The organism is Bacillus pretiosus (assembly GCF_052947655.1).
Genome location: NZ_CM129593.1, coordinates 2,298,437 through 2,325,026, shown reverse-complemented (window position 1 = coordinate 2,325,026; position 26,590 = coordinate 2,298,437). Strand labels below are relative to the sequence as shown.

23 protein-coding genes and 3 pseudogenes are annotated in these 26,590 nt (G+C 33.2%); 5 read left to right on the top strand and 21 right to left on the bottom strand.

Features of this window, described 5'->3' with window-relative positions; all coding sequences use genetic code 11:
• Window positions 1-214 precede the first annotated feature (214 nt).
• The 6 genes from ACU8YW_RS11965 to ACU8YW_RS11940 form a co-directional block, all read right to left on the bottom strand.
• The gene (locus tag ACU8YW_RS11965; protein WP_088063377.1) at window positions 215-622 is read right to left on the bottom strand and encodes a VOC family protein; all 408 of its coding nucleotides are present in this window, start codon (window positions 620-622) and stop codon (window positions 215-217) included.
• Window positions 623-742: 120 nt separating this feature from the next.
• On the bottom strand, window positions 743-1,453 hold the full coding sequence (locus ACU8YW_RS11960; protein ID WP_088063376.1) for a class I SAM-dependent methyltransferase: 711 nt from the start codon (window positions 1,451-1,453) through the stop codon (window positions 743-745).
• 100 nt (window positions 1,454-1,553) lie between these two features.
• Window positions 1,554-2,315: an ABC transporter ATP-binding protein gene (locus tag ACU8YW_RS11955; RefSeq protein ID WP_142291731.1), complete on the bottom strand. Its 762-nt coding sequence runs from the start codon at window positions 2,313-2,315 to the stop codon at window positions 1,554-1,556.
• An 11-nt stretch (window positions 2,316-2,326) separates the two neighbouring features.
• Window positions 2,327-4,666 (bottom strand): ABC transporter permease, encoded by a 2,340-nt coding sequence (locus tag ACU8YW_RS11950; protein ID WP_088063374.1) that lies wholly within the window; start codon window positions 4,664-4,666, stop codon window positions 2,327-2,329.
• A 6-nt stretch (window positions 4,667-4,672) separates the two neighbouring features.
• On the bottom strand, window positions 4,673-5,920 hold the full coding sequence (locus ACU8YW_RS11945; RefSeq protein WP_088063373.1) for an MFS transporter: 1,248 nt from the start codon (window positions 5,918-5,920) through the stop codon (window positions 4,673-4,675).
• 61 nt (window positions 5,921-5,981) lie between these two features.
• Window positions 5,982-6,617 (bottom strand): TetR/AcrR family transcriptional regulator, encoded by a 636-nt coding sequence (locus tag ACU8YW_RS11940; protein WP_088063372.1) that lies wholly within the window; start codon window positions 6,615-6,617, stop codon window positions 5,982-5,984.
• Window positions 6,618-7,099: 482 nt separating this feature from the next.
• On the opposite strand from ACU8YW_RS11940, the gene ACU8YW_RS11935 reads away from it, so the two are divergent.
• Together ACU8YW_RS11935 and exsF are read left to right on the top strand one after the other, a co-directional pair.
• Entirely contained in the window at window positions 7,100-7,297 is a 198-nt protein-coding gene (locus tag ACU8YW_RS11935; protein ID WP_088063371.1) for a hypothetical protein, read from the top strand.
• 590 nt (window positions 7,298-7,887) lie between these two features.
• Window positions 7,888-8,391, top strand: a pseudogene (exsF, locus tag ACU8YW_RS11930) (exosporium protein ExsF).
• Between the two features lie 1,252 nt (window positions 8,392-9,643).
• On the opposite strand, the gene ACU8YW_RS11925 reads toward exsF, so the two are convergent.
• From ACU8YW_RS11925 to ACU8YW_RS11915, 3 genes are all read right to left on the bottom strand, one after another.
• Entirely contained in the window at window positions 9,644-10,030 is a 387-nt protein-coding gene (locus tag ACU8YW_RS11925) for a hypothetical protein (protein WP_176551468.1), read from the bottom strand.
• A 164-nt stretch (window positions 10,031-10,194) separates the two neighbouring features.
• Window positions 10,195-11,547, bottom strand: a complete 1,353-nt coding sequence (locus tag ACU8YW_RS11920; RefSeq protein ID WP_088063370.1) for a DEAD/DEAH box helicase — start codon at window positions 11,545-11,547, stop codon at window positions 10,195-10,197.
• A gap of 73 nt (window positions 11,548-11,620) precedes the next feature.
• Window positions 11,621-11,890 (bottom strand): hypothetical protein, encoded by a 270-nt coding sequence (locus tag ACU8YW_RS11915; RefSeq protein ID WP_088063369.1) that lies wholly within the window; start codon window positions 11,888-11,890, stop codon window positions 11,621-11,623.
• A gap of 50 nt (window positions 11,891-11,940) precedes the next feature.
• On the opposite strand from ACU8YW_RS11915, the pseudogene ACU8YW_RS11910 reads away from it, so the two are divergent.
• A pseudogene (locus ACU8YW_RS11910) lies at window positions 11,941-12,712 on the top strand (hypothetical protein).
• A 45-nt stretch (window positions 12,713-12,757) separates the two neighbouring features.
• Here the strand turns inward: ACU8YW_RS11910 and ACU8YW_RS11905 are convergent.
• Window positions 12,758-13,444: an MBL fold metallo-hydrolase gene (locus ACU8YW_RS11905; RefSeq protein ID WP_097906631.1), complete on the bottom strand. Its 687-nt coding sequence runs from the start codon at window positions 13,442-13,444 to the stop codon at window positions 12,758-12,760.
• A 241-nt stretch (window positions 13,445-13,685) separates the two neighbouring features.
• Between ACU8YW_RS11905 and ACU8YW_RS11900 the strand changes: the two genes are divergently transcribed.
• Window positions 13,686-14,015, top strand: a complete 330-nt coding sequence (locus ACU8YW_RS11900; RefSeq protein ID WP_088063366.1) for a YkvA family protein — start codon at window positions 13,686-13,688, stop codon at window positions 14,013-14,015.
• Between the two features lie 273 nt (window positions 14,016-14,288).
• Here the strand turns inward: ACU8YW_RS11900 and ACU8YW_RS11895 are convergent, their stop codons facing one another.
• From ACU8YW_RS11895 to ACU8YW_RS11850, 10 genes and pseudogenes are all read right to left on the bottom strand, one after another.
• Window positions 14,289-15,524, bottom strand: a complete 1,236-nt coding sequence (locus ACU8YW_RS11895; protein ID WP_426934580.1) for an MFS transporter — start codon at window positions 15,522-15,524, stop codon at window positions 14,289-14,291.
• 208 nt (window positions 15,525-15,732) lie between these two features.
• Window positions 15,733-16,203 (bottom strand): MarR family transcriptional regulator, encoded by a 471-nt coding sequence (locus ACU8YW_RS11890; RefSeq protein WP_088063364.1) that lies wholly within the window; start codon window positions 16,201-16,203, stop codon window positions 15,733-15,735.
• A 241-nt stretch (window positions 16,204-16,444) separates the two neighbouring features.
• Window positions 16,445-17,446, bottom strand: a complete 1,002-nt coding sequence (gene tdcB / locus ACU8YW_RS11885; protein WP_088063363.1) for a bifunctional threonine ammonia-lyase/L-serine ammonia-lyase TdcB — start codon at window positions 17,444-17,446, stop codon at window positions 16,445-16,447.
• A gap of 86 nt (window positions 17,447-17,532) precedes the next feature.
• A pseudogene (locus ACU8YW_RS11880) lies at window positions 17,533-19,115 on the bottom strand (aminotransferase class V-fold PLP-dependent enzyme).
• A 69-nt stretch (window positions 19,116-19,184) separates the two neighbouring features.
• Entirely contained in the window at window positions 19,185-19,733 is a 549-nt protein-coding gene (gene plsY / locus ACU8YW_RS11875) for a glycerol-3-phosphate 1-O-acyltransferase PlsY (protein ID WP_088063361.1), read from the bottom strand.
• A gap of 134 nt (window positions 19,734-19,867) precedes the next feature.
• Window positions 19,868-20,767, bottom strand: a complete 900-nt coding sequence (locus ACU8YW_RS11870) for a BadF/BadG/BcrA/BcrD ATPase family protein (RefSeq protein WP_060488788.1) — start codon at window positions 20,765-20,767, stop codon at window positions 19,868-19,870.
• Between the two features lie 18 nt (window positions 20,768-20,785).
• Window positions 20,786-21,934 (bottom strand): anhydro-N-acetylmuramic acid kinase AnmK, encoded by a 1,149-nt coding sequence (gene anmK / locus ACU8YW_RS11865; RefSeq protein WP_088063360.1) that lies wholly within the window; start codon window positions 21,932-21,934, stop codon window positions 20,786-20,788.
• Between the two features lie 22 nt (window positions 21,935-21,956).
• Window positions 21,957-22,223, bottom strand: coding sequence for a hypothetical protein (locus ACU8YW_RS11860; protein ID WP_060488784.1), 267 nt, complete (start codon window positions 22,221-22,223; stop codon window positions 21,957-21,959).
• A gap of 78 nt (window positions 22,224-22,301) precedes the next feature.
• Window positions 22,302-23,585 carry a PTS sugar transporter subunit IIC gene (locus ACU8YW_RS11855; protein ID WP_426934581.1) on the bottom strand — a complete coding sequence of 428 codons (1,284 nt, stop codon included), beginning with the start codon at window positions 23,583-23,585 and terminating at the stop codon, window positions 22,302-22,304.
• Window positions 23,586-23,596: 11 nt separating this feature from the next.
• A complete protein-coding gene (locus tag ACU8YW_RS11850; protein WP_000865895.1) occupies window positions 23,597-23,902 on the bottom strand; it encodes a PTS sugar transporter subunit IIB in 306 nt (101 codons plus the stop codon).
• A 226-nt stretch (window positions 23,903-24,128) separates the two neighbouring features.
• Here ACU8YW_RS11850 and ACU8YW_RS11845 point away from each other — a divergent pair, with 226 nt between their 5' ends.
• Window positions 24,129-25,688 (top strand): glycoside hydrolase family 10-like protein, encoded by a 1,560-nt coding sequence (locus ACU8YW_RS11845; protein ID WP_088063359.1) that lies wholly within the window; start codon window positions 24,129-24,131, stop codon window positions 25,686-25,688.
• 61 nt (window positions 25,689-25,749) lie between these two features.
• Here the strand turns inward: ACU8YW_RS11845 and ACU8YW_RS11840 are convergent, their stop codons facing one another.
• A complete protein-coding gene (locus tag ACU8YW_RS11840; RefSeq protein WP_000008384.1) occupies window positions 25,750-26,583 on the bottom strand; it encodes a DUF3974 domain-containing protein in 834 nt (277 codons plus the stop codon).
• Window positions 26,584-26,590: the final 7 nt, after the last annotated feature.

The following is a 26,590-nucleotide window of genomic DNA, read 5'->3' as shown; positions in this document are numbered from 1 at the left end:
TAATTAATACATATTTTTCTATATTTATATTAACAGATAAAAAAGTAGTAAGAAAAATAAAATATTCTGAATAGAAAAAATATAAATTCATTTAAGCAAATCAATTACATATAAAAAGGCATTCCAAACCTGTTGACGGTTGGAACACCTTTTTATATATTATTTAAATTTTCATCCTCTGAACTAAACCCATTAAACAAATAAATTACATTTTTTATTCCGCAAGCGTTAACTGCCAAGACACACCATATTTATCATTTAACCAGCCAAATTTTTTACTAAATGGATAAGAACCTAAAGGCATTAGTACAGATCCATCCTGCGCTAACTTATGAAAGACCGCTTCAATTTCTTCTTCTGTCTCACAATTTACATAAAGAGACATAGATGGTGTAAATGTAAAACCATGCTTTACATAACTATCAATGCACATGAATTCTTGACCATTTAACGTAAAAGTTGCATGAATGACAGAACCCTCTTTACCTGGTCCGTTTTCATCGTAGCGAGAGATACTTACAATTTCTGATTGATCGAATAGCGACGTGTAAAAGTTCATTGCTTCCTCAGCTTTACCTTCGAACATTAAAAACGTAGTGATTTTTTGATTTGTGTTACTCATATAGAGACCGCCCCTTGTTATGTATTTATGTAAAACATACATCGGCCAGCCAGAACCGAACGTACATTCTTATAAATGTATTGTCTATAAAAAAGATGAGTTTGTCAATTAAATCCCTGTTTATTTCTTCTTAAATAATGCTGTCCAAAGAAATGATTCTCCAAACATAGTATTTGGTTGGTCAATTTGCTTCATCTTTCTAATTTCAATCACTTCAAATTCTTTAAATATCTCTCTTAATTTTTCTTCAGAATATGCAAGTCCACCTTGTAAACTCCACCCTCTATATACGTCCCAATCCGTTATTTCTGATCCATTTCGCTCATCTAAATCGCCTGCTGCAAAACATGTTAATCCAAAATAACCACCCGGTTTCAATGATTTTTTAATTAAATCCACATAATGTAGCCTTCTATGTGGTGGAATATGATGTAAACAGCCTGAATCGTACACAAAATCAAAATCATTTTGACAATCTAAATTAAAAATCGAATCACAAATAAAATCGATTTCTATTCCTTTTGCTAACGCTCTCTCTTTCGCCCAATTAATACCCTCTATCGATAAATCCACTGCTGTTACTTCAAATCCTTCATTCGCTAAATAAATTGCATTTCTTCCTGGACCGCATCCAAGTTCCAGCACTTTCCCTCTGGAAATCCATCCTGTTTCTATATATGAAACTAGATTTTCATCTGGAACATTTGCAAAAAACGGAACATCCTTTTCCCTATTCTCATAAAATTCATTCCAAAATGGTTCTGCTGGTCTTAATAATGAATCAAGCATTTTAATAATATCTTCTTGCGTGTGCAACGTTTCATTTTTCATTTGTACTCCTCCATTTTTAAATAATCAGAAAATTATTATATATCTTTTTAAGCTTTCAGACAAAGAAAAAAACTCCTACATTTAATAGGAGTTTTTTTCTTTAAAATCCAAGTACAGCTAACCATTTTAACAGCTTCTCTTCTCGCACTTTCAACTCATTATTCCTAAGCTTACCTAACTGAATTTCGCTAACAATTTCTCCATCCACCATAAAAAGAACTCTTTCTGTTTTCGCTGCTACTTTTACATCATGAGTCACTAACATAATGGTCGTTCCATCACGGTTAATATTTAATAATATTTGCATTACCTCTTCTGTTGATTTTAAATTTAGAGCACCAGTTGGCTCATCAGCAAAAATAACATTTGGATTATTGATGAGCGCTCTACAAATAGAAACTCTTTGTAATTGCCCTCCAGATGCTTCGGTTATATAATGAGATGCTATATCACTAATCCCCATTTTCCCCATTAGCTCCAGGGCACGTTGATTTACTATTTTCTTACTCTCACATTTCGCTAAATATGCTGACAAGATGATATTATCAAATAGATTCAAGTTTCTAAGAAGGTTGCTCTGCTGAAAAATAAATCCTATTTCAGTAAGGCGCAATTTGGCTAACGCTTCTTCTTTCATACATGATATTTCTTTACTATCAACTTTCACACTTCCTGATGACATTTGATCCATTCCACTAATATTATATAGTAACGTCGATTTCCCAGAACCAGAAGGCCCCATGACCGATACAAACTCTCCCTCATAAATATCTAAATCTATATTTTTTAGTACTTGATAAATTGTATTTCCATCTATTGAATATTTTTTGTTTAATTGTTTAACTTCTAAAATTTTGTTCAAGTTACACACCCCTACTCTCCATTTGGCTTTACATCGTTTGTTTGTTTCATAGTAAAACTACTGAAAAGTGTTGTTGCGGCCACAGATATAAATAATATAGCTGGACATATTACATAAGAAACGATAGGATTCACGACAAACTTTATATGAGCTGCTCCCATAAATGAGCCTAACCAACTTACTAACATTTCACCAAACGTAGCAGCTAGTAATGTCCCTGTTACAATGCCTATTAATACAATGACAATAGAACGAGTTATATACTGTATACGAATATCTTTGTTAGAAAAACCAATACTTTTCATAATTAATATTTGTGAAGAGTCTTTTGCCAATAACATTTTAAAAAACATCGCAGTAATTAAAACTGATATCAATATAGCAATCAAAATTGCCACTTGCGTCACGAGTCTTAATTGTTTAATTGTCTCTCCTAAAGTTTGCGTTAAATAATCATCTGTATCTGTTATTTTTGCAGAACTAAAATTATGTTTATACTTCTTCACTTTTTCTTGTAAATTCACAGTAGGCTTCATATCTACGTTTACTACATACCATAATATATTTTCGCTATTATAAGAGAAGCTCGCTTTAGCTGTTTTCCCACCATTCGTTACATCTTGATATATCCCACTAATAGTTAGTGCTTTTTCTTTTCCTTCTACAAATAAAACGATTTCATCCCCTACATTCTTTTTTAATTCATTTGCATTCATATAAGATAGAGCAATCTCTTTTTCATTTTTTGGTGCTATTCCTTGAACGTAATCTAATGGAAATTGAGTGAAGTCTCCTACTTCTACATTTAAGTTTTCATGTGTACCTTCAGCGTTCACCATTTTAAATGTACTCGTTACAAATGCTGCATATTTTTCTACGTCTTCATCATTTCGTATATATGAAATTACGTCCTTAAATCGTTTCTCTATATTTTCAGATTGCTGTAAATCTATTCGAATATCACTTTTTCCTGTTCCCATGTAATTTACAAACTTCGGTGACTGAATCGTATACAAAAAGTTAACAGGTACAACAATCATGAACACGGCTATGATTAAAACGATACTTAATACGCGATATAACTTAAAGCGTTTTACGACATCTTGTATACCAATAAATATATTTACATTTGTAATTTTAGTTTGAGAGAGAGAAAAAGAACTTTTCACCTTTCCCTTTCCTAGATTACCTCTTGATCGTAAAGCATCTATTGCTGTAATTCTCCTGAAATTCCGCAAAATAATACGACAGAAAAGGATAACGGCTAGAAATAACAGAGTTGTGACTATTAATGGTACAATAAAATGTAAAACACTTGTATTTGCTGTTCCCATATAAAGTGAGATATTAGAGGTAAATATTTTTGTAACAAATAACGAAAGAATATATCCACATATACACCCGCTAGCAGCAATAACAACATATTTTGTTACATATAATTTTTGGATCTCTTTGCTTGTAATGCCGATAGCTTTCATAACACCAATTTCCCGATAATCTTCTTCCATAGAAGTCATAATCGTAAATCTTATACATAAAATTGCGATTAACATTAATAATGCACTTATTATGATAAGTACTGCAGCTATTATTCCATCTGTTAATGAATTGAGTGTTTTAAAGAGTGAATACGTAATAGAGGGACCTTTTTGAGGTAAATTCGATGACTGGTATAGATTTTCAAATTCTTTTATTTTATTTACATCTGTTAGCTGGAATTCAATAAGATATTCACTTTCTCCAAAATTCCCCTTTATTCTTTCGAAGTCTTCATCGCTTATTACAAATCGTTTTGAACTAACAAGTGATGGGTTCATTTGAACATCACGAACAAATGCCGAAATAGCCAATGCTAGTTCATTATTATTTTTAACAACCCATATTTTATCTCCAATTCGCAAATTATATTTTTGCATATAATAAATTGGTACACCTATTTCCCCTTTCCTAACATCGATCACTTCATTATTTAAATCTAATAAAAAGTCAAAATTACTATTTTGTTTAACGAAGCTAATGTCCATTACACTATTATGTTCCGCTTGATTTTTCTTCTTTATAAAAATGTTAGACCCGCCTATTTGAACCATCTCAGCCGTTTGCTGTTTTTTTACAAAAGGAGTTTTCGCTACAAATGAATCGATTGACTTTTGATTTATTTCTCCGGCATGCATTTGTACGAAGTGCGGTGCGTTTGATACTTTAAACAATTGATCCATCGAGTTCAATAGATTTATAACGTTACTTGAAGCACTTGCCATTAAAAGGCTTGATAACATGATAAACATAAATAAGATGGTAATCATCATTTTATTTTGAGAGAAATCTCTTTTTAACATTCTCCTAATCATATTAAGCTAGTTCCCCTCATTCCATAATATTTTCTTCGTCACTATCGCTATTATTATCATTATGAAACTAATAGCTAATATAGGTAAATAAATTTTCATATTGAATTCTTCAAACATAAAACCATAAATGACTTGCCCAATTGGTGCCATACATTGAGATACCGCTGTTATAATTGCCATTACTTTCCCTAGGTTTTCATTCGGTGTTTTCTTTTGGACTACAGTAATTACATAAATAGATACAATTGTCATGATCATTGCAATTAGAATAGAAGAGAGTATAAAGAGGATAAATGGTGGATAGTATCCTAAATTAAGAATAACTGGCGTAACTGATAGTGCCATCGGTATTACTAATAAAGCTATTAACAGCATCCAATAATACAATGTTTTCATCTGTAGCTTTTTCGCAAAAAAACCTATTGATAATGCACCTAAAATAGTAGCAAAATCGATCAATCCCATTCCAATTCCGTATAACGTGTCGCTACTTTCCATCGTTACTCGTATAATAATTGGAGCACCAACTACAAATAGCGGTGTTAGTATTAAATTTAGTAATGCAGCTAAAAGCATAGATTTCAAAATAAATGGTTGTTTTAAAACGAATACGAAGCCATCTTTCATATCCTTTACAATTGTCGGTATAATATGGTTTTCTTTTGCTCTTTTTATAAAAGGTATTGTAATAAACATTTCTAAAATCGCAGATAAAAAGAAAGCAAGGCAACTTATTATTACAAGTATTTTCAAACCAATTATGCCGTACAACATTCCTCCTAATACAGGAGCTACTATATTAGATAATGCTTGCACACCATTTACGATACCGTTCGCTTGTTCTAACTTTTTCTCTGGAACTAATTGAGGAATACTCGCCATTACAACTGGTGAGTACATTGCACTAATGACTGCAAGTAAAAACATAATAGTTCCAATCAATATAATAGATACAGATCCAGTAAATAATAAAACTATAAAGCTTAATACAATCACAGCGTTTATAAAATCAAAAATAACCATTAAATTACGACGATTGAAACGATCTGCTATCGCTCCGCCAACAGGAGCTAACAAAAACGGAATACTCGTAACCGCATATAATCCTGCGAATATATCAGCACGCCCTGTTATATCTAGCACATATAACGACAGAGCAAAACGTAAAAGTGTTGAACCTAAAATAGTAATAATTTGCCCACTCACCATTAAATAAAAATCTTTCATCGAAGGTTTTATACTAATAGACATCATAATCACACCCTTCCTTTAATATAGACCGACTGTCGGTCTATAATAAACAAACAGAAAAACATTATTTCTGTTTCATTAAAACCTCAACCATATAATCAAAAGATCCTTCTTTCGCTCCAACAGATACTTCCATCATTTTAATATACGCTTTAGCTCTTCTAATCATTTCTTCCGGCTTCCACTGGAATAAACCTTCATCAAATATGACTTGTGCTGAAGAGAGTAATAATTCAATCGTTTCTTGTGGGTATGGTGTAGAAAATATGCCTTCATCGATTCCTTGTTCTAAAATCTCTGCTAAAACAGGAGATAAATGAATAATGGATTGCACTATACTTTTTTGATGCATTTCCGCATTATTTGGCTGATGAAATTGTTCAATCATTTTATCTTTAACATCTCCTGATTTTGGTGATTGCGCCATTAAAACTCGAAATAACTTTTCTAAAACTGGGATATTTGGATTAGAGACGATTGCTTTCGCTTGAGCAACATCATCTTTAATGATCCTCATAATGATTTCATCCATCACTTCTTCTTTCGACTTAAAATAATGATAAAACGTCCCCTTTGCTATCCCTATCTCTTTTAAAATGTCATTTACTGTTGTTTTCGTATAACCTTTCGTAACAAATAATCGTTCAGCCGTTTCTAAAATTTCTTTTCTACGCTCCTCATACTCCTTAATTATTCGCATTCACGTTCTCCTTCCCACCAGACCGACTATCGGTCTATTTTAATTATATGTTTAATTAGTAAAAAGTTTCCTATTATTGTATATACAACATCCTACTTTCTATTTCCTTTATAAATTTTTATTTTTTAACGTCCGCTCAATTTGTTTAAAACGTATCTCATGTTTCTTATCGTCACCTTTCATTTTAGGAAAAGAACGATGCCCTCCGCTTGATCCTATTTTCTCGATTCTTCATCCAGACGCACAATACTTTGTAGTTTTTCAGCTCCTTCACCACAAGTCAGCGCATCTCCTTTACATCGATGATTTCAAAAAATGAAAATTGGTTCATACGATACGGTTCCCCCTGTTCGATCTATGTACTTATGAATGGATTATTTTTTTGAGTTCCAATATGTAATATTGCATATTTTGTACGTTTAATTTTTGCACATGCGATAATTTATTTGTAAAAATATAAATTATTAATAAGGGTGATTTATATGAGCAAGTTCCGAAAGAAGATGATTAAATATTTGCAAATATTTTGGGGATGCTTAGCATTTGGTGTATTAATGTTTGCTATCTTCTTAATTATGGATTTAACAGATGCATCTTTAAATACATTAGGCTGGAGAGACTGGCTAGGTTCTGCAGCAGGCGCAGCCATTTTATCTGTTGGGATGATAAATTGGATTTAAAATAAATATTTGGTCCATATTGAATGTAGGCTGTATGCCAACATTCATTTAAAGTGGTCTTCTCTGTATCTCCTTGTATTGAGCAGTTAGCTTTTGCTAGCTGCTCTTTTATTTCGTTCCTGCTCTTACTTCTTTAAGAATTCTTTAACTGCGTTTTCCCAATAAGTACAAATATCCATTCCCCTTTTTTACAAAATGAAATTTTTATTTTGTTATACGCTTCAATTTGTTCCATATTCATTCTCCCTTTCTCAACTATTAACCGGACAAGCATATATTATTGTATGGAGGAATCCACTCATAAAAATCTACCTTTCTTGCCAAAGAGCATGCTTATATGCGTGCTCTTTTTTATTTTTTTCCTTTCATTTCTGAATAACATTTTTAACCCTGTTCATACTATTTTTCAACTTTAGGTTACAAACTATTTCTGTAAGCATAGTGTTTCCTTTTGTACAACAGACAGTTAGTTTTATTCATAACAGTACACGTCTGCACTATTCATTATAAATTTTCATATATTGTATTGTGCTTGTCCAAAACGTGAGGTTATTACTCACGCAATCTAAATGAAAGAAAGGAGTGAAAATATGCGTTCATCTTGTCGTAAGCACACAAACTTTAATTGTGGAGCACAAGCCCCTAGTACGCTACCAGCTCTCGGTTTTGCTTTCAATGCTACTTCACCTCAATTTGCAACACTATTCACGCCATTACTATTACCTAGTACGGGCCCAAACCCTAATATTACTGTCCCTGTAATAAATGATACAATTAGTACTGGAACTGGAATTAGAATTCAAGTAGCTGGTATTTATCAAATCAGTTATACATTAACAATCAGCCTCGATAACGTTCCAGTAGCCCCGGAAGCAGCGCGCTTTTTCTTGACACTAAACTCATCAACTAATATTATTGCAGGATCTGGAACCGCAGTCCGTTCTAATATCATTGGCACTGGTCAAGTAGATGTATCCAGCGGTGTCATTCTAATAAACTAAAACCCTGGTGATTTAATTCAAATTGTACCGGTTGAAGTAATTGGTACAGTAGATATTCGTTCTGCCACTTTAACAGTTGCACAAATTCGTTAATAAAAACAATATGCTTGGCAAATTAACATTTAATATTCCTTATACACCCCAAAATATATGTTATAGATTTAACACACATTTATATCAAACAAGCATATTTTATTGTATGGTGACTATCTAGTCATACTAATCTAAAGCGTTCATAAGAGCACACTTATATGCGTGCTTTATTTTTCATGAAAATCATGCTTTAATATAACTATTTTGTTTTACTTTATACTCATCGCTCTTTTGAACATTTATCCTTTTATTGTTATATTTGCTCATTGTTTTTCTCTTTTGTTTTACTAATTAGCTGATTAATTTCACAAACCCCTTTTATTAAACATCCCATGTTTCTTCACCCCTTGAATATTTTTGAAATAAAAATACATACTATTTTCAAGCCGCCGTGTCCACGGCTAATACTTCTTTCTTTTGTTACAGCAGAAGCAGGTAGGTTCTTCACTTATCTGCTTTCTCTGTATATTTTTTATGAAATCGATAATAATACCAACAAGCTGTTTGAACTAGCAGCTTCACTCTTCTCATAATGGGGATGCAAATTATCACAATTAGCTAACTCATTGAACACATTGGCAGACAACCAAAATTGTTGTCTGCTTTTTGTATAAGATTTTTCATTTTACATATACTAGTTTTGAGCCTGTTACCAATGCAAGCCATTTTGGTGTTTTGAATTCCGACTAAGCTTTTTGTTGCATAGATTATTACATCTTTGACAACACTGATTTAAAGCGCGTTTTCTGGTTATTCGTAGTTCTAATCCAGAATAATTTTTCTCCTATTAAAGGACAGCAGATACGACTGCTAGTCCTTTTTTCTTATACCGCATAATTCCCCTTCTGGTAGCTTCGAACCACATTACCCTTATCATCGTAATAAGTAATTTCTCCATCGAACAAAACGAACAAATGAGTTTTCCAGTTCCCGATGATCGTACCCCACATGTCAGCTACATTTGCTCGCATACCCGTGTAGGCGAAATGGAGGTTACGATAATTTTACATTTTCTTGAAACCCTGCTCTGTACATACGCTTGATGTCAAAAACATCTTCATTCTCGCACTTTACAAACTTCATAAATTCCGCTATCAACATTGTTATACATTTTTGTTCTGAACTTGCTGCCAATACAGATAACTTGCTTTACTTTCCATTTCAGCAACAATAATTTTCTCGTTCGGCCAATGTTCGAAAATGGTTGTTAATTTAAAATTTGTAAATAAGAAAGCTCAATCTTCGCCCGCCCTTATTTTTTCCATCTACCAATATGAGTTAAATCCTTCATAAACTTCTCTTGTTCCATTTCAATAATTGCGGAATGTATAATAAAAATATTCGCTCGCTTCAATACCTTTTCTTTCAACAAAAGTGTTCTACCTAAATAGTAGACATAATAAGTTCCGTTCTCTTTTTGCTGCAGCATAACATTCCCGTACCATTTGGATGTGTTACGAATTTCTTTCACCCCATCGTCCAATTCTTTGTTTGCAAAAGATGTTTTCATATCGTTATACCAATTGATTTTTTCATAATCCGTATCATCATCAGGGGAGCTAGTACGAATTGCTTTCTCTCGATTTTTTTCGATTAAATATTGTTCATATGTAAGTTGCACTTGTTCTTGAATTGCCACATGGTAGTAATCCCCTTGCTCTACTGGTCTTGGACTATAAAATTTCCTTTATCACTTTTAAATACGGTGAATGAAATTTTTGTTTTTTTCTTGCCATCATCCTTGTTGTATACAAACAAAAAAAGAGCCGCAATATTTTGCGACTCTTTTACAATTATAAACATTTAACGGCCAAGTCTTTGCTGACCTTGTTTTGTACTACCTTTTTTATTACTTGGCTTATTAAATGATCGATTATTTTCATTTCTCGAACTATTTCTTGAATCACTTCTTGAGCTATTTCTCGAATCACGTCTTGAACCTTCACGGCTATCTCTTTGACGATTTTGACCTGATTTCTTCGGAGCCGGCTTTGGTACCGGTTTTCCATTTTCATCTACACGTTTTATCTTTGGTTGTTCGATTATTTCTCTTTGTATTGGTGCACCAAGCGTTTTTTCAATTTCTTCTAAATGTTTTTCATCTTTCGCTGCAACGAACGTAATTGCAAGACCTGATCCACCTGCACGTCCTGTTCGGCCAATGCGGTGAATATAACTTTCCACATCTTCAGGAATATCAAAGTTAAATACGTGCGTTACACCATCTACATCAAGTCCACGAGCTGCTACATCAGTCGCAATTAAGTACTGAATTTTAGCTTCGCGGAAACTCTTCATGACTCTTTCACGTTTCGCTTGAGGTATATCACCATGAAGTTCAGCACAATTATAACCTAGTCCTTTTAAATTATCATAAAGCTTACTTGCTCTAACCTTTGTACGACAGAAAATAACAGCTAAAAATGGCTGATCACGATCCATAACAAAACGAAGTGCATCTGGCTTTGCACGATCTGTCGTCTCAATGACACGCTGCTCAATTGTATTTACCGTTACTTCTTCACTTTGTACTTGAATCATTTGCGGCTCATCCATATAACGTTTCGCCAATTTTTTAATATCTTTTGGCATCGTTGCTGAGAATAACATCGTTTGTTTACTATCAGGTGTCTCATCTAAAATATCTTCAATATCGTATAAGAAACCGAAATAAAGCATTTGATCCGCTTCATCTAGTACAATTGTTGAAAGATTACTTAAATCAATTGTTTCACGACGTATATGATCTAATAATCGTCCTGGTGTCGCAACAACAATATGTGTATTGCCTTTTAATTTTCTCAATTGTTGTGCTACATCTTGCCCGCCATAAATCGCTAGTACATTAATATCTTCTCTTTGAACAAGCATTTTTTTAATTTCAGTTGTAATTTGCAGTGCTAGTTCCCTTGTTGGTGCAACAATTAAAGCTTGAACATCACTAGACTCTGGATCGATTTTTTCTAAAATCGGTAACACGAATGCTAACGTTTTACCTGTTCCTGTTTTCGCCTGCCCAATAATATCTTTACCTGACATAATAACTGGAATTGCCTGCTCTTGAATTGGTGTTGCTTCTGTAATTCCATTTTCACGTAATGTATGATTAAAAGTTTCACTAATTCCTAATTCTAAAAAGTTTTTCAAATAGACCACTTCTTTTCCTTATTTTTCACATTAGCTTTCATTGTACCATTTGTTTCGCCAAATATGAAAAATAAAAAAATTCTTATCTTCTTTTTTTATATTCATCGTGTACTAGTTGGACAAATTCTTTTTGTTTTTTCTCTGATTTTATTAATGCTTCCATGTTAGTAGTAGACAAAATGAACTTTTTAATTTTTCTATTACTCCAAATTAATCTTGTATACTTCGGATCTTCATGTAGATTTCGAAACCACTCAAATTCACTTAATTTAGCAATATGATGCTTTAATTTCATGTCATTTCGAGGGTAAAATAAAATTATATCCGTTATTAAATCAAGCAATAAACTCATATTCTCTCCTCCTATACATATACATTTCAAATTTATGGAAAGATAGTTATATGATAATAAAATTAACTACTACATTCATAAAAAATTTTTTGCTTATTTTTCTTACTATATTTTCAATCCACCACAATTATAATGGCGAAATCTCAAACAGATGTAATAAGTGAATTCAAACAAGCTTTACTCAAAAATGATAAAAAATTAATGCGGTCATATGTAACAGAAGGGATTGAACTACCTACTTTCCAAACAAATAAACATATTCATGAAATTAAAATAGTACCGTCTCCAAAAGAAGATACTACAATTCTTATTTCTTATTTCAAAGACACTGATGATGGATTTACTCTCGGTTACATTTTAGAAATTGTAACAAAAAACAATAAAATATCTCAAATTAATCAAATTTATGATGGAACGAATCCTCTTATGAAAGAAGCTACTATTGTAAAAGAATATGAAATCAAGTGTAAGGAACATATACTTACTCCTACAAAATTCCCGTTCGAAATTCACGAATTTCAAGGGTACATCTATAACGATTACTTAAACCTCCAATACTACAATGAAGATATTAATGGGATTTTTAAAATCACTGTTTCACCAGTTCAAAACAAATTATACTTCTATTCACTTAGGGGAGCTAAGTTCTACAGCTTAAAAAATAATATAAAAGCATTATATAATCCTCATTTTGATTCAGCATATGAGCTTATCTTTCAGCAGAATGGTTTTCAATATACAATTGCAATTGGTAACAAACGCTATATAAAAGGAAAATATAACGTAAAGGATTTAATTCAAATTGCAGAATCTATGAATTAAAAAAACCGATCTTTTCGATATAGGAAAGATCGGTTTTTTATTATTTTATACAGTAAGCTTTCCTCCATGATAACAATAATACGTTGCTGCTTTAAGGTTTTTTATTCTCTTTAAAGATTCTTCCGCTTTTTCTATATTTAAACAAAAATTCGGATTAGCTATTACTAATTCACAATTATCTTGAACTGCCGCATCCCCTGTGATTACACACTCTAAGTCCGGAAAATATAATGAAATATGCCCCGAAGTATGTCCTGGCGTCGCTACTATTTGACATTCATCATTTAAAATCATTTGACCATCACTTACTTTTTCATCGACGCAAATATGTCTTATATTTTTTAATTGCTGTATAAACCATTTACCAAATTCTTTCTCTTCAATTGGCATATGTTCTAACATTTCTTCAGCTTGAACTAGTCTCTCCGATTTTATTTCACCACTAATGTAGTTAGATTCTATTTCACTAGCAATAATATTAATGTGAGGATATTTCACTTTGAAATCATATAAAGATCCTATATGATCGTCATCATAATGAGTAATAATTATATTTTTTAAGTTTTTCATCTCATACCCATGTTTTACAATTGCATCTTCAATTAAAGGTAAAAAGTTTATATAACCTGTATCTACTAAAGTTAATCCCTTGTTTAATATAAGTAAGCTCGGATATATACATTGTTTTGCCCCATTAAATTCAAATTCAATTGGTAGTTCTATTATCTTCACCTTTTTTCCCCCATACCCTTTATTAGATGTTTGCTAATAAATCATCCACATACATTTTACTGTACATACTTATGTAACGAAACACTATGAGTCGTTACATAACAAACATTCTATTATTTTGAACAGGTAATTCCTTATTTTTATGGAAATATACAATAAGATAAATAATAAAATTGATTACTTCTTCACTTTTTTGTCTATCCTTTTAAAAAGTCTATGTTTTTGTAAAAGGAGTGTTTATATGGAGAAACAGACACTTTGGAAAAAATTCAAAAAAAGCTCAGCAAACCTTGGGAAATCAAGCGTATATGAAAGCATTATTTTATACTACACAATGAGAAAAAAAGGGTTACCTACTAAAGCAAAATTCATAATATTAGCCGCTTTATCCTATTACGTATTAACAATCGACTTCATTCCAGATATAGCTGCTATTATTGGGATTGGTTTATTAGATGATGTTTTAGCAATTGCTATAGCGCATAAATTTGTAATGCGCCATGCGGACGCTGAAATTCGAGAGAAGAGCAAAGTAAAAATGGAGTCATTATTTACTTCAGCACGAGCATAATGAAACTATCTAGTCATTTACCTAGCTTTTTACTTTCAAAAAAGCTAACTTTAATTATTGATAGTTCTATTTAACCTTCATCATGAGAGCATTACAGAATAAATTCTTAATTTCTCGTAGCTCTCAAGCCGTAAACAAATAGGGGCCAGTACTTGTTCCTAAGTTCTGACACCCTATTATTTGTTCTTATATTTATCTGTTATTCAATTCATTCAGGAAAGATTCCCCTAGAGACATCCTTATATAAAGAAAGACCATATTAGTGCATGTAGTTTATACAGTTACATGCGTCCCCCTATACAAAACTGCTATTGCCACTACTATAAGAATCATCCCCATAAAAGCAGGTGCAGCATGACCAAGTGATACATAGATTTGCCCTCCAATAATTGGACCAATCATTCTTGCCAAAGCTTGAATAGATTGGCTACCGCCTTGAATCCTTCCTTGTTCACTAGAATCGACAGACTTTGAAAGCATCCCAGTGAATGAAGGCCCGAAAATTGAGTCACCAAAACCAAACAGTAACATCCCAACGATTAGAAGAGGAAATAGGGAAAATAAAGCAGATGCTGCAATAAAACTATAGCCAATAATTTCCGAAACCATTCCAAGTATAGCTATTTGTTTATCAGTAAGCTTGATTAATAGCTTTGGCATTATAAAAGCTTGTGAAATGATATCTTGAAATCCCATAATTGAAAACATAAGTCCGATTAGTGCAGGTTTCCAGCTAAAAGTATCCATCGTAAATTGTGTAAAAATTGCTTGTAAAGATCCGTTAGGTATCCAAAGTAAAAACGCTGAGACAAGTAACCATTTTAAGTTTTTCATGGAAAGTATGTTTGCCAGCTGAGCAAAAGGATTTAACCTTACAAAAGTAATTTCTTTTAACCTATTATTTTTGTCAAGACTCTCAGGCATATATTTCATCCCATATAAGACATTTAATAAAGTTATGAACGCTCCGAAATATAAAGGTACAGAATGACCAAAATTTGCAAGCAATCCCCCAAGAGTTGGTCCGATAATGGTTCCTGCACCTACCACTGCACTCACCCACCCAAAATACTTCGTTCTCTGTTCTGGAGGAATGATATCTGCAAAATATGCAAAAATTGTACTTATACTCCCGCCTGTTATACCTTCAATTATGCGTCCAGCAAATAGTACCCATAAAGCACCTCCTACACCAAAAACTAAGTACCCAATTGCAGAACCGAAAAGGCATATTAAAAGTAATGGACGACGGCCATATTTATCGCTTAAAGCTCCGAGTGCAGGAGCAGCGAAAAATACGCAAACCGCATAAACAGAGGTCAGTAGGGTAACAACTAGAGCTTGTTCTTCTGTACTACTTATATAAGGCTGCAATAAGAATGGAACAACAGGCAGTATGATACTGAAACCTATTCCACAAAGAAATACAGAAATAAGGCCGAATATTAAAGCATGTTTATCAATATTTTTTTCAGTTTCACTTTCATTTTGTGATCTAAATATAGACATTTAACTTCTCCTCTTAAAATATTTTGTTGCTTTGTCAACAAAATAATAACTCCATTTTGTTGATTAGTCAACAAAAATACAATAATAAAAAGGTAGCCTTACTGTGAGCAGGCTACCTTTTTATTATTTGAATGTATCCCGGATTAACGAGCAATTAAGTTCGTTTTCGGGATTAACTACCCGTTAATGCCCGAATGCTTCAACTTTATTACGACTTAATATGTATACCTTGTTTCTTTATTTCTGCATCCAAATGCCTACTATACTTTTCCACGAAGCTAATTATACTGTCGAATTCTGACTCGGTTACTTGCTCAAATACAGCTTTATCCCGCTCTTGAAACTCCTTGTGCAACTCTTCGTGAATTTTATATATTTCTTTCCCTTGTTCAGTAAGCCTAAAATAGATTTCTTTTTTATTCTCTGATTTCTGGTAACTTTCGATAAGGCCTTTTTTTATGAGCTTCTTAGTCATTCTACTTATTGCACCGCGAGTCACATAAAAAGCCTCTGCAAGTTGTGTCACGTTAGAATCTGCATTGTTTTCAATATATTCAATGCAATGTACTTCAGAAGACTTAAAACCTTTAAGACCTTCTTCCATCTTATCCTTATTAAGCCAAACCATCTTATTATATAATTCCCTGAAACCGTTCATGACCTGTTCTTCCTTATTCATGGTCTATCCTCCTAACCGCTCATTCATACGTTAAGACCATTATATTAAATTTCTGTTTCCGTTTCGACAATATTGATATAATTATTTGAGTTATCAATGAAAATAGACGCTTAAATAAAATAATTCACTTTACGGAAAATAAGGCATGTGTATTAAAACTTGTACTACACATTAGACAAAAAGTAAGAGCTAAGACTAGTTTTCTTAGCTCTTCTTTCATAAAATTTATGTTTTTTAAAGATTATTTCACTTCATTAGCTACAAAAAATTGCTCACAAACACTGGAAATGCGCTGCAAGTCTACGTTTCCACCAGATATAACCGCGACTACCTTTTTCCCTTTAATATATGGATCCACTTTCCCTGCAAGTAGAGCAGCAGTAGCTAATGCGCCAGCCCCTTCTACAACAGCTTTACCACGTTGTAATAAGTCTTTCATCGCTACTTCTAATTCACCTTCTGATACAGTTACAATATCATCTACTAATTCTTTTACTACTTCAAAAGTTAAATCGCCTGGTATTTTAACTGCGCAACCATCTGCTATAGTAGGTGCCTCATAATGTTCTACAATCGTACCTTTGTCATAAGATGCTTTCATCCCATGAACATTATCTGCTTGGACACCAATTATATTAATGGATGGATTAAAAGATTTTAATGCAACAGCAATTCCAGAAATAATTCCACCTCCGCCAATTGGTACAATGACAGTATCAACATCCCACATATCATCAAGAATGTCCAAACCAATTGTACCTTGACCAGCCATTACTTCTATATCGTCATATGGATGTAAGTATGTTTCACCTGTTTTCTTAATAATCTCCTCACATTTTGCCTTCGCATCATCAAAAGTTTCACCATATAAAATCACTTCTGATCCATAGCCTCTAGTTGCTTCAACTTTCGCCTGAGGTGCAGAAATTGGCATCACAATTTTACTCTTAATACCAAGTAAATGAGCTGATAAAGCAATTCCTTGTGCATGATTACCAGCGGAACAAGCAATTACTCCTCTCTCTTTTTCCTGATCTGTTAGCTGTGACATTTTATTAAATGCACCTCGAAATTTAAAAGAACCCGTTAATTGCATATTTTCTAATTTCAAGTGAATTTCTCCACCTGTTTTACTAGTCAAATAAAATGATTTTACTAAAGGCGTTTTACGAGCATTTCTGTCTAAAATGTTTTGAGCTTTTTTAATATCATCTATATGTAACGGTAGTTTTTTAGTTATCATACTAACACCTCTTCCAATGATCTATTCCTAAGTTTTCGTATGTAGCAACTCCTTTATACGAAACCAACTATATTAAGAAAAAGTCTTTATATATGTACCTCACTCTGTAATACACACAGTTGTAAACAATTCAACATCCTCTTCATATCACGTTCTTTGTAATGATTCAGGCATGCAATTTGGATCCAATTATTCTTTTGTAAATAAGATGACTCATAATGAACAATGTATCCTTGTAACGCTAACGCATCGCCAATCACCTTAGAAGACTGATTTTCATTTAATTGAATGGTAACTATAATTGGCGCGGCATGTTCTTTAGGTGAAACAAGATTTAAACCCATATTAGTAATAGCTTGTTCAATATATGCATACGTCTCGTTTATTTTTTCAAATGCTTTTGCATCTTCAAATCTCTTTAATGCTTCTTGCAGTGCATAAATTAAATTCCATGAATGAGAATATGGAATACTTTCATTTTCTTCGTACATACCAACGTCCATATAGGCCGGTAATGTCTCGTTTACTTTCACATTATGATTATAAAAAACGAAAGATAATCCAGTAAACGATTTAATTGCCTTTCCGCTAACACCGCTTGCAAAATATACATCCTTCAAGTCTATCGGTATTGCTCCAATCGAACTGATACAATCTACACATAGCTTCACATTATACTTTTTACTTAAAACATTTAGCTTGTCTAAATCATTTAACATTCCAGTTGATGTTTCATGGTGAACAAACCAAAGCCATTCATAATTTCCAGTTCCCATTATTTTTTCTAATTCGGTATAAATAAACGGTTCTCCCATTTCTTTTTTATACATATCAAAATGTAATTGCGCGCGTGATGCATGTCCAACTAATCTATTACCAAATTCCCCATTTGTTAATACTAGTCCTTTCCCTTTTAAAGAACGTAACTGTAAAGCAATGGCATCATTTGCTAACGTCCCTGTTCCTAACATAAGTTGTACATGCTTTGCTTTTGTCATGTGAAGTAACCGTTTTTCACATTGTCCATCGTCACTTGAAATAACTTAGAACGATGCGAAATAGGCTTAGTAGAAAATGCCTTTCGAACATTTTCTTCAATATCTACTGGACCAGGTAAAAACGTATATTCTTTCGTCATAATTCCCCCAACACTCGATGCTTCAAACATAGCAGGGGTAACATACATTGGTTGGAAGGCTGCTTCTTCTGTACCAACTAACGTATGGAAAGATTTGAATCCCATTTGCTCATATAAAGGTAGTTCACGTGTTGTAGCAGAAATGAGTGCCAATTCATATCCATTTAGAAGCAAATAACGATGTAAAAAGCGAATTAAACCTAACAACGCTCTTCCATTTCTATATTCACGTTCTACTGAAAGTAAACGAATTTCATATACGTTTTCTCCATGTTCTTGCAAATAATAATCTAGATTTGGAATTTTATTGTCTAACGAGAATGGTCGTTTTCCTCGCAAAGTAACCATACCTACTAACTTATCGTCATCTAAACAAATTAAATATGTATTTTCTTCATGGAAACGATCTATACGAACACGCTCTTTCGTTTCTTCATGTTGCGGAATTTCTTCTACAAATGTTTTATAATTCAACTTATGTATACTTTCAAATTCCAAAGCTTGATCAGCAACTTTATAAATTAACCCCATGCCTTCTCTCCTTTATGTATTTAATAAAAATTATAAGTGGAGATTAACTCCACTTATAAAAAGTTCATTTCATTCTCGATTTACATATAAAATAAGTACAATGATAAGTGCACTTAAAATAGTCGTAACAATAGAGTAAGAATACAAAATCATGCACACTGGTAAACAAGCGATTGTAATTAGTCCTGGCTTAGTAAATCCTTTAAAGATTAAATAAAATATAATGAAAACAGCAACAAGGGTAAGCGCTATCAAATAATCAAATGCAATTAATCCTCCAATAAATGTTGAAATCCCTTTTCCACCCTTGCCTTTAAATACAATCGGGTAAATATGTCCAAGTAAAACAGCCAGTAAAGCTAACATTACAAATGTAGAATCTTCAAAAAGGTATTTTGCAATAGAAACTACGATTGCCCCTTTGATCGCATCACCTAAAAATGTAGCGACGAAATAACCTTTTCCATATACGCGCCCCATATTTCTTGCGCCAGGATTGCCGCTTCCTTCCTGCCGAATATCAACATTATGTTTCCATTTCGTCACTATATAAGCGGTCAATATGTTTCCCAATAAATAAGAAGCCACCAAATACAAAAATTGTATACTATTAATCATGTAATCATTCACTTTCTACATGGGAGTACTTATACAATATTCAATGACTATGTATATTGTACTTTTCTTACTTTACATCCCTTTATACATTTTAACATCATATTTTTACAAATCATACAAAAATTCTCATACCGCTATTTATTAAAATATAAATTCTTCATTAAGTAATAGGTTCCTTTCACTGCTAGTTCTGATGGTGATACAAATATAACTTCTCCCATACTTTTCTCGCAGCATTTCTTAAATTCAGCATATATTTCAGGAACGAAACGTAATATACTGCCACTTACTGCAATTGAAGTTGATAAATCAAACTGCATCTTATTGTAAATATTCACCGTAATTCTCGTTAATTCCGTAGCCGCTTGCACCATAATTTCATGTGCATCATCATTCCCATTTCTCGCTTCCTCAATAATGAATGGTGTGATTGCTGCAACTTTATCTTTTGAAAAACTATATACTAGTCTTTTTATATGAGACGATGTCAAAAGTTGAAACTCTTCTTGAATTCTTAAGCTTAATGGGCAAAGTGGAACTCCTTGATCAAATTGATTTGCCATTCTCTTTAAACCTTGTAACGCAATCCAATATCCGCTTCCTTCATCTCCTAAAATATGTCCCCATCCACCGCTATACTCGTACACTTCTCCTTTCTTTCCTAAACAAATCGCCCCTGTACCGCCAATTGTTAAAATTCCATCCTTTCCTTTTAAAGCAGCTGCATGAGCAATCATTGCGTCATTAAAAACTTCAATTTGTGTTCCGTACTTCTTTTTTAGACGTAATGTTAATTCATTCGTATTTGCTCCACTTACACCCGCTAATCCTAAACAAATACAAACGCAATTCCCATTTAATAACCCTCTCTGGCATTGATCAATCGCTTCCATTATATGAAAAAGTGCTTCTTCAAAATCTATTAATATATTTCCAAAACCACTCGTAGCCCTTTCAAGTTCACTTCCGTCTTGATTAAATGCAATTGCTTCTGTCTTTGTTCCCCCGCCGTCTACTCCAATCATATATTTCATATGTTCGCCTCATTCTCTTCAAATTGGAGGGAATGTTATATTCCCTAAAACAACAGATTGCTTTGCACCTGTTGCACTTGGCACATTACTCGGATTACGATGATACGTTTCGTTTGCTAAAATGGCAAAGGCGATTGCTTCTTTCGCCTCTGAAGAATAGCCTATATCTTCTTGAATGAATATGGCGCATTTTTCATCCTTCAATCCATACCGTATCATTTCAACAAGTGTACGATTATAACTGCCACCACCGCCTAAAATCACCTCATCGATTTCATAATACGGCAGAATAAACTCCTTATACTGATGAACGATTGAACTTGCTGTAAACATCGTGACAGTCGTCAATATATTTTCTTTACTATGCTTTTCATACTGCTTCAACAACTCACTTACAAATTCTTCTCCAAACTGTTCTCTACCAGTTGATTTCGGTGGATTCATTTTTAAAAATGGATGATTCATACAATATGTCAAAATTTCATCTACAACTACTCCCTGTTTTGCAATCTTACCATTTTGATCATATGACAACTGAAATAGCCTTTGACATACTTCATCCATTACCATATTACCTGGACCAGTATCAAAAGCTATAACGCTTTTATCACTTAGGTGACTTGGTATTACGGTAACATTACCGATCCCGCCAATATTTTGTAGTAGTCTATTTTTAGTTTGATGACGATACAAAATGATTTCCGAATATGGTACAAGTGGTGCACCTTGTCCCCCTGCTGCGATATCCATCGTTCGAAAATTAGAAATAACCGTCGTATTCGTTTCATATGCTATAACTGCTGGTTCTCCAATTTGCAATGTGGAAGGAATCATATTACCATCTTGCTTTGGCTGATGATAAATCGTTTGTCCATGAGAACCTATTAAATCTAATTGTTTCAAAGGAAAATTGACCTCTTTACAAACTTCCTTTACAACACCTGCGAAGCATAAACCGAGTTTGAAATTTAAACTGCATATGAGTTGTACATTTGAATTTTCTATTGATAACGCCTGCTGGATCTCATTTTTCATATCATTATAAAATTGAACTGTAGTAAAATGGATGAGTTCAACTTTAGAATCTACACCGCTTCCTTCTATATGAACGAGTGCTACATCTATTCCGTCTAACGAAGTACCGGACATTATCCCTGCAATATACATAATATGCATGACCTCCTATTTACTAAAAAACAATCATGTAAGTTACAAACGTACAACCGATCGAAAATAATATAAATCTATAAAACAACTGAGCTTTCGATGCGAACGATCCATCAATGAAAGAAACAACTACTGTAAGCAAAATACTTGCCGCAATGCTTGTAACGAGCCATATACTATGCATTTGTGATAAATCTAGCATTCTTAATAAAGGTACAAAAAGTAAATTTGCACATATCACTCCAAATAATAATAAAAATACACCTTTATAACTAAATTTTATATTCATTCCATTTCACCCTCTCTGGACTTCATGTGAAAGAAGTGATAGACAAAATGCCTATCACTCAAAAATAAAATATAAAACTTACGGATTAACAGATTCCCCATCACCATTTTTCTCAATTTCAAGCATGTTTTTGTCGTACATTTTAAAGAATGGTAAATAAATAAGGAATGATATTGTTATGTTTATAAATACGAGTACAATCGCTCTCCAATCCCCACCTGTTGCTAAATATGCACCAATTGGAGCTGGTAATGTCCATGGAGGCATTATATGTGTTGGTGTAACAAACCCCATCGCAGTTGCTGAGTATGCAATAGTTGCTGTTACTAGTGGTGTAATGATAAATGGGATAATTAATATTGGGTTTAGTACGATTGGCAATCCAAAAATAACAGGTTCATTAATATTAAAAATACCAGGTACAATACAACTTCTCGATAATGCTTTCGAATATTTCGATCTACCAAATACGATCATGGCTAATACAAGTCCTAGCGTTGCGCCCGAACCACCAATCCATATAAACCATTGGTATAATGGTTCTGGTGAAATGAATGGTAACTGATTTGCGCCACTAGCAACTGCTTCACCATTTTTCCCTAAATATACTTCCCATAATGGCCGGGCAACAGTTCCAACAACCGACACACCATGGATTCCGAATGACCAAAAAAATGTAATTAAAAATACTGGAATGATTACACCGAAGTAACTATCACCAGCTTTTACTAACGGTGCCGCTAATTTATCAACTACATGATGTAAATCAATACTAAAAACGACAGTTACTAAACTCATTAAAATAATAACGAATGCAGCAGGTATAAGTGCTTCAAACGAACGTGAAACAGACGGCGGTACTTGTTCTGGCATTTTAATCATTACATTTTTCGTCTTACAAAATTTTAATATCTCAACTGATAAAATAGAAACAATCATTGTCACGAATAATCCATGACCCCCGAGATTTGTCATCGGAAGCATAAACCCTTTTTTATCAATTAATTCAGGCGTTAATGTTAATAGTAATGAACATACTGCAAGCTGTGCTCCTGATAAAGCATCTAGCTTATAACTTTTCGCTAAATTATATCCTATTCCAAATGCTATATATAAAGACATAATAAACATCGTTAAACGATATGGTATTAATATACTTGTTTGATTTTTTAATGCCCAAACAGATATGAAACTATCTTTCGGTAATGGTGGAAATGCTACGATTAAAAAGAAACTTCCTACAATAATAAATGGTAACGCTGAAATAACTCCATCACGGATTGCTTGTAAATGCCTCTGTTCAGAAAGCCTTGCCATCGGTCCAGATAAGTTTCTATCAAGAAACGTGACAAATTTATTCATAACGCTTCCCCCTAACTAATTAAATCATTTACAGTTTTTAATAAAGTCGGTCCGCCAAGCGGCGTGTATGCTTGTGGCGGTATGATACCGCACGGGATAGATTCCTCTTCTGCGAATTTTTTAACAGAGTCAAATCTATGTCTTACTTGAGGTGCAACCATTACAACGTCCCAGCCATTCTTTACTTCTTCCTCTATCTCACTTGTTCCAATGGCATGGACTTCCATGTTTACACCTTTTTTCTCCGCCTCTTTTTTTAAAGCGTTTACAACAATTGCACTGGACATCCCTCCAGAACAAACGAATAAAACCTTCATTTATTAATCCTCCTATACTTATAAATTATCCCCTTCGGATGAAAGGGAGTTTCACTTTACTAACAAGCATATGAAGAAGTAAAAGAATTTAGTTATATTGAAAGTAAATTTCAGTAAAAATATTTTTCCTATTAAATTAATGTTTCAATATTTATTTTTCTCAATTGTAAGTACAACCTCACCTCGGATATCATATTAGCTAACCATATAATAGGGAGGCGTATAAATAATCATGAAACGTTTATTAGTGATATGTTGTATCGTCATCTTTTTTATTCCTTTCTCTTTTATTTCTCCTCACTCTACTTATGCTGAAGTAAATACTACGTATAAAAAACATGAATTACGTGCTGTATGGATCGCATCTGTTCTTAATATTGATTGGCCCTCAAAAACTGGCTTACCCATCGGAAATCAGAAGCAAGAATTTATTAGATTATTAGACGATGTAAAAAACACTGGTATGAATGCAGTTGTTGTACAAATTAAACCAACTGCTGATGCTTTTTATCCTTCAAATTACGGTCCTTGGTCTGAATACATTACGGGGACACAAGGAAAAGACCCTGGATATGATCCACTCGCATTTATGATTGAAGAAGCACATAAAAGAAATATAGAATTCCACGCATGGATTAATCCATATCGAATAACGATGAATCACACTGATATAAATCGATTAACGAATAATCACCCTGCAAAACAGCATCCGGATTGGGTTGTACCTTATGGCGGGAAATTATATTACAACCCTGGTATTCCAGAAGTGAAAAAATTTATAACAGAAGGTGCTTTAGAAATTGTACAAAATTACGATGTTGATGCACTACATATGGATGATTATTTTTATCCATATAAAGTAGCGGGTGAACAATTCCCCGATCAAAAAACGTACGAAACATATAATAACGGTAGATTTACAAATATAGAGGATTGGCGACGTGACAATGTAAATGAACTTGTAAAAGATTTAAATACTGCTATAAAACAAGAAAAATCATACGTAAAGTTTGGCATAAGTCCGTTCGGCGTATGGCGAAATATAGCTGACGATCCAACTGGCTCTAACACAACTGCAGGCCAAAGAAACTATGATGACCTTTATGCTGATACACGTGAATGGATACAAAAAGGTTATATTGATTACATTACACCGCAAATATATTGGAATATTGGTTTCACACCAGCTGCATATGACATATTAGTAGATTGGTGGGTAAAAGAAACACATAATAAACCGATTCACCTATACATCGGTCAGGCAGCCTATAAAATTAATAATAATTCTGTCCCCGCTTGGTCTGATCCTGAAGAATATCCAAGACAAATTACATTAAACCGGTTATCCCCTGAGATAAAAGGTAGTATGCATTTCAGCTTAAAAGATATTAATAACAATCCTCTAGGCATTAAAGATAGACTCACAAACGACATATATAAACATCCTGCATTAATCCCGCCTATGCCTTGGCTTGATCATGATCCACCAAAACAACCGACTTTAAAAGGTGCTATTCCAAGAGATGAAGGTATTGCAGTAGGTATCATTGATAATAGAGAGAATGACTCTGCTTATTACGCCATTTACCGTGTGAATGGAAAAAATGAAGTGGATATACAAAATCCAAAACATTTACTTACTACTGTAAGAAAAACAAAACTTGGAGAGATTTATGTAGATAAAACAGCTATTTCTGGAGAAACCTACACGTATGTAGTAACTGCAGTTGATCGATTGCATAATGAAAGTGTTGCTTCTAGTCATACAACCGTTAAAGCAAAATAACAACTAATAAAAAAACGCCTTAAAAGCTAAGAACTATAGCTTTAAGGCGCTTTTCATTTATTTATTTATTTTTAAACTTCTCAGTCGCTGCTCTCATCTTCACATTCAAATCGTGATCAATCGAGTCACGAATATCTCGCTCGACTACTTCCATTTCTTTTTGGAAATTTTGCAAGTAGATTTTTAATTCTTCTTCTTTTTCTGGTCGTTGTGAAGGTGGTAATTGTACGACTAACGATAGCATCGCTGTTAAATCTTTCATTAAGAACGTTTCAAGTTTATGTTGTTGTTCAAACATACGTTGCTCCTGATAATACGGCAAGGCATTTAATACTGAAATTGTAATTTCATCAACCGTTCTTTGTAATGAAGGGTTTATTGAGCGTTTATACGTTTGAATTGTATTTAATGCATCTGGATATCGATCATAAAAATACAATTTATAAAACGAAAGGTCTGATGGTTTTACTGTTTGCTGCGTTTCTTGTCTTAAAAAATCTTTTACTTTCATCGCCGCTACATCAATATCTTCATTTGTAAGTTTTTTCGTTGTTTTTGCCATTACATGTACTTTTTTCTGTTTTTCTTTCGGTAACATTGAGAATACTTGCTCTCTCGTACGTTGACCCGATGCACAAAAAAGAGTGTTTAATGTATATTGTTCTTTCTTTCCTTCCGTACGAATCCAGCGATAAAAGAGTGGGTGTTGTGTAAATTCTTGTAGAAACGGTAATGATTTATTCGATAACTTATCTAAAGAATCATGTGCTCTTTTATATGGTTTCGTCCATGAAAAATACAGTTTACGTCCGAAATATACAACTAAAACAACGACAGTAAATGCGATTAATAGCAATGTACCCAATAGTACTAATACTGTTTGAATGAAACTCATTTTTTCA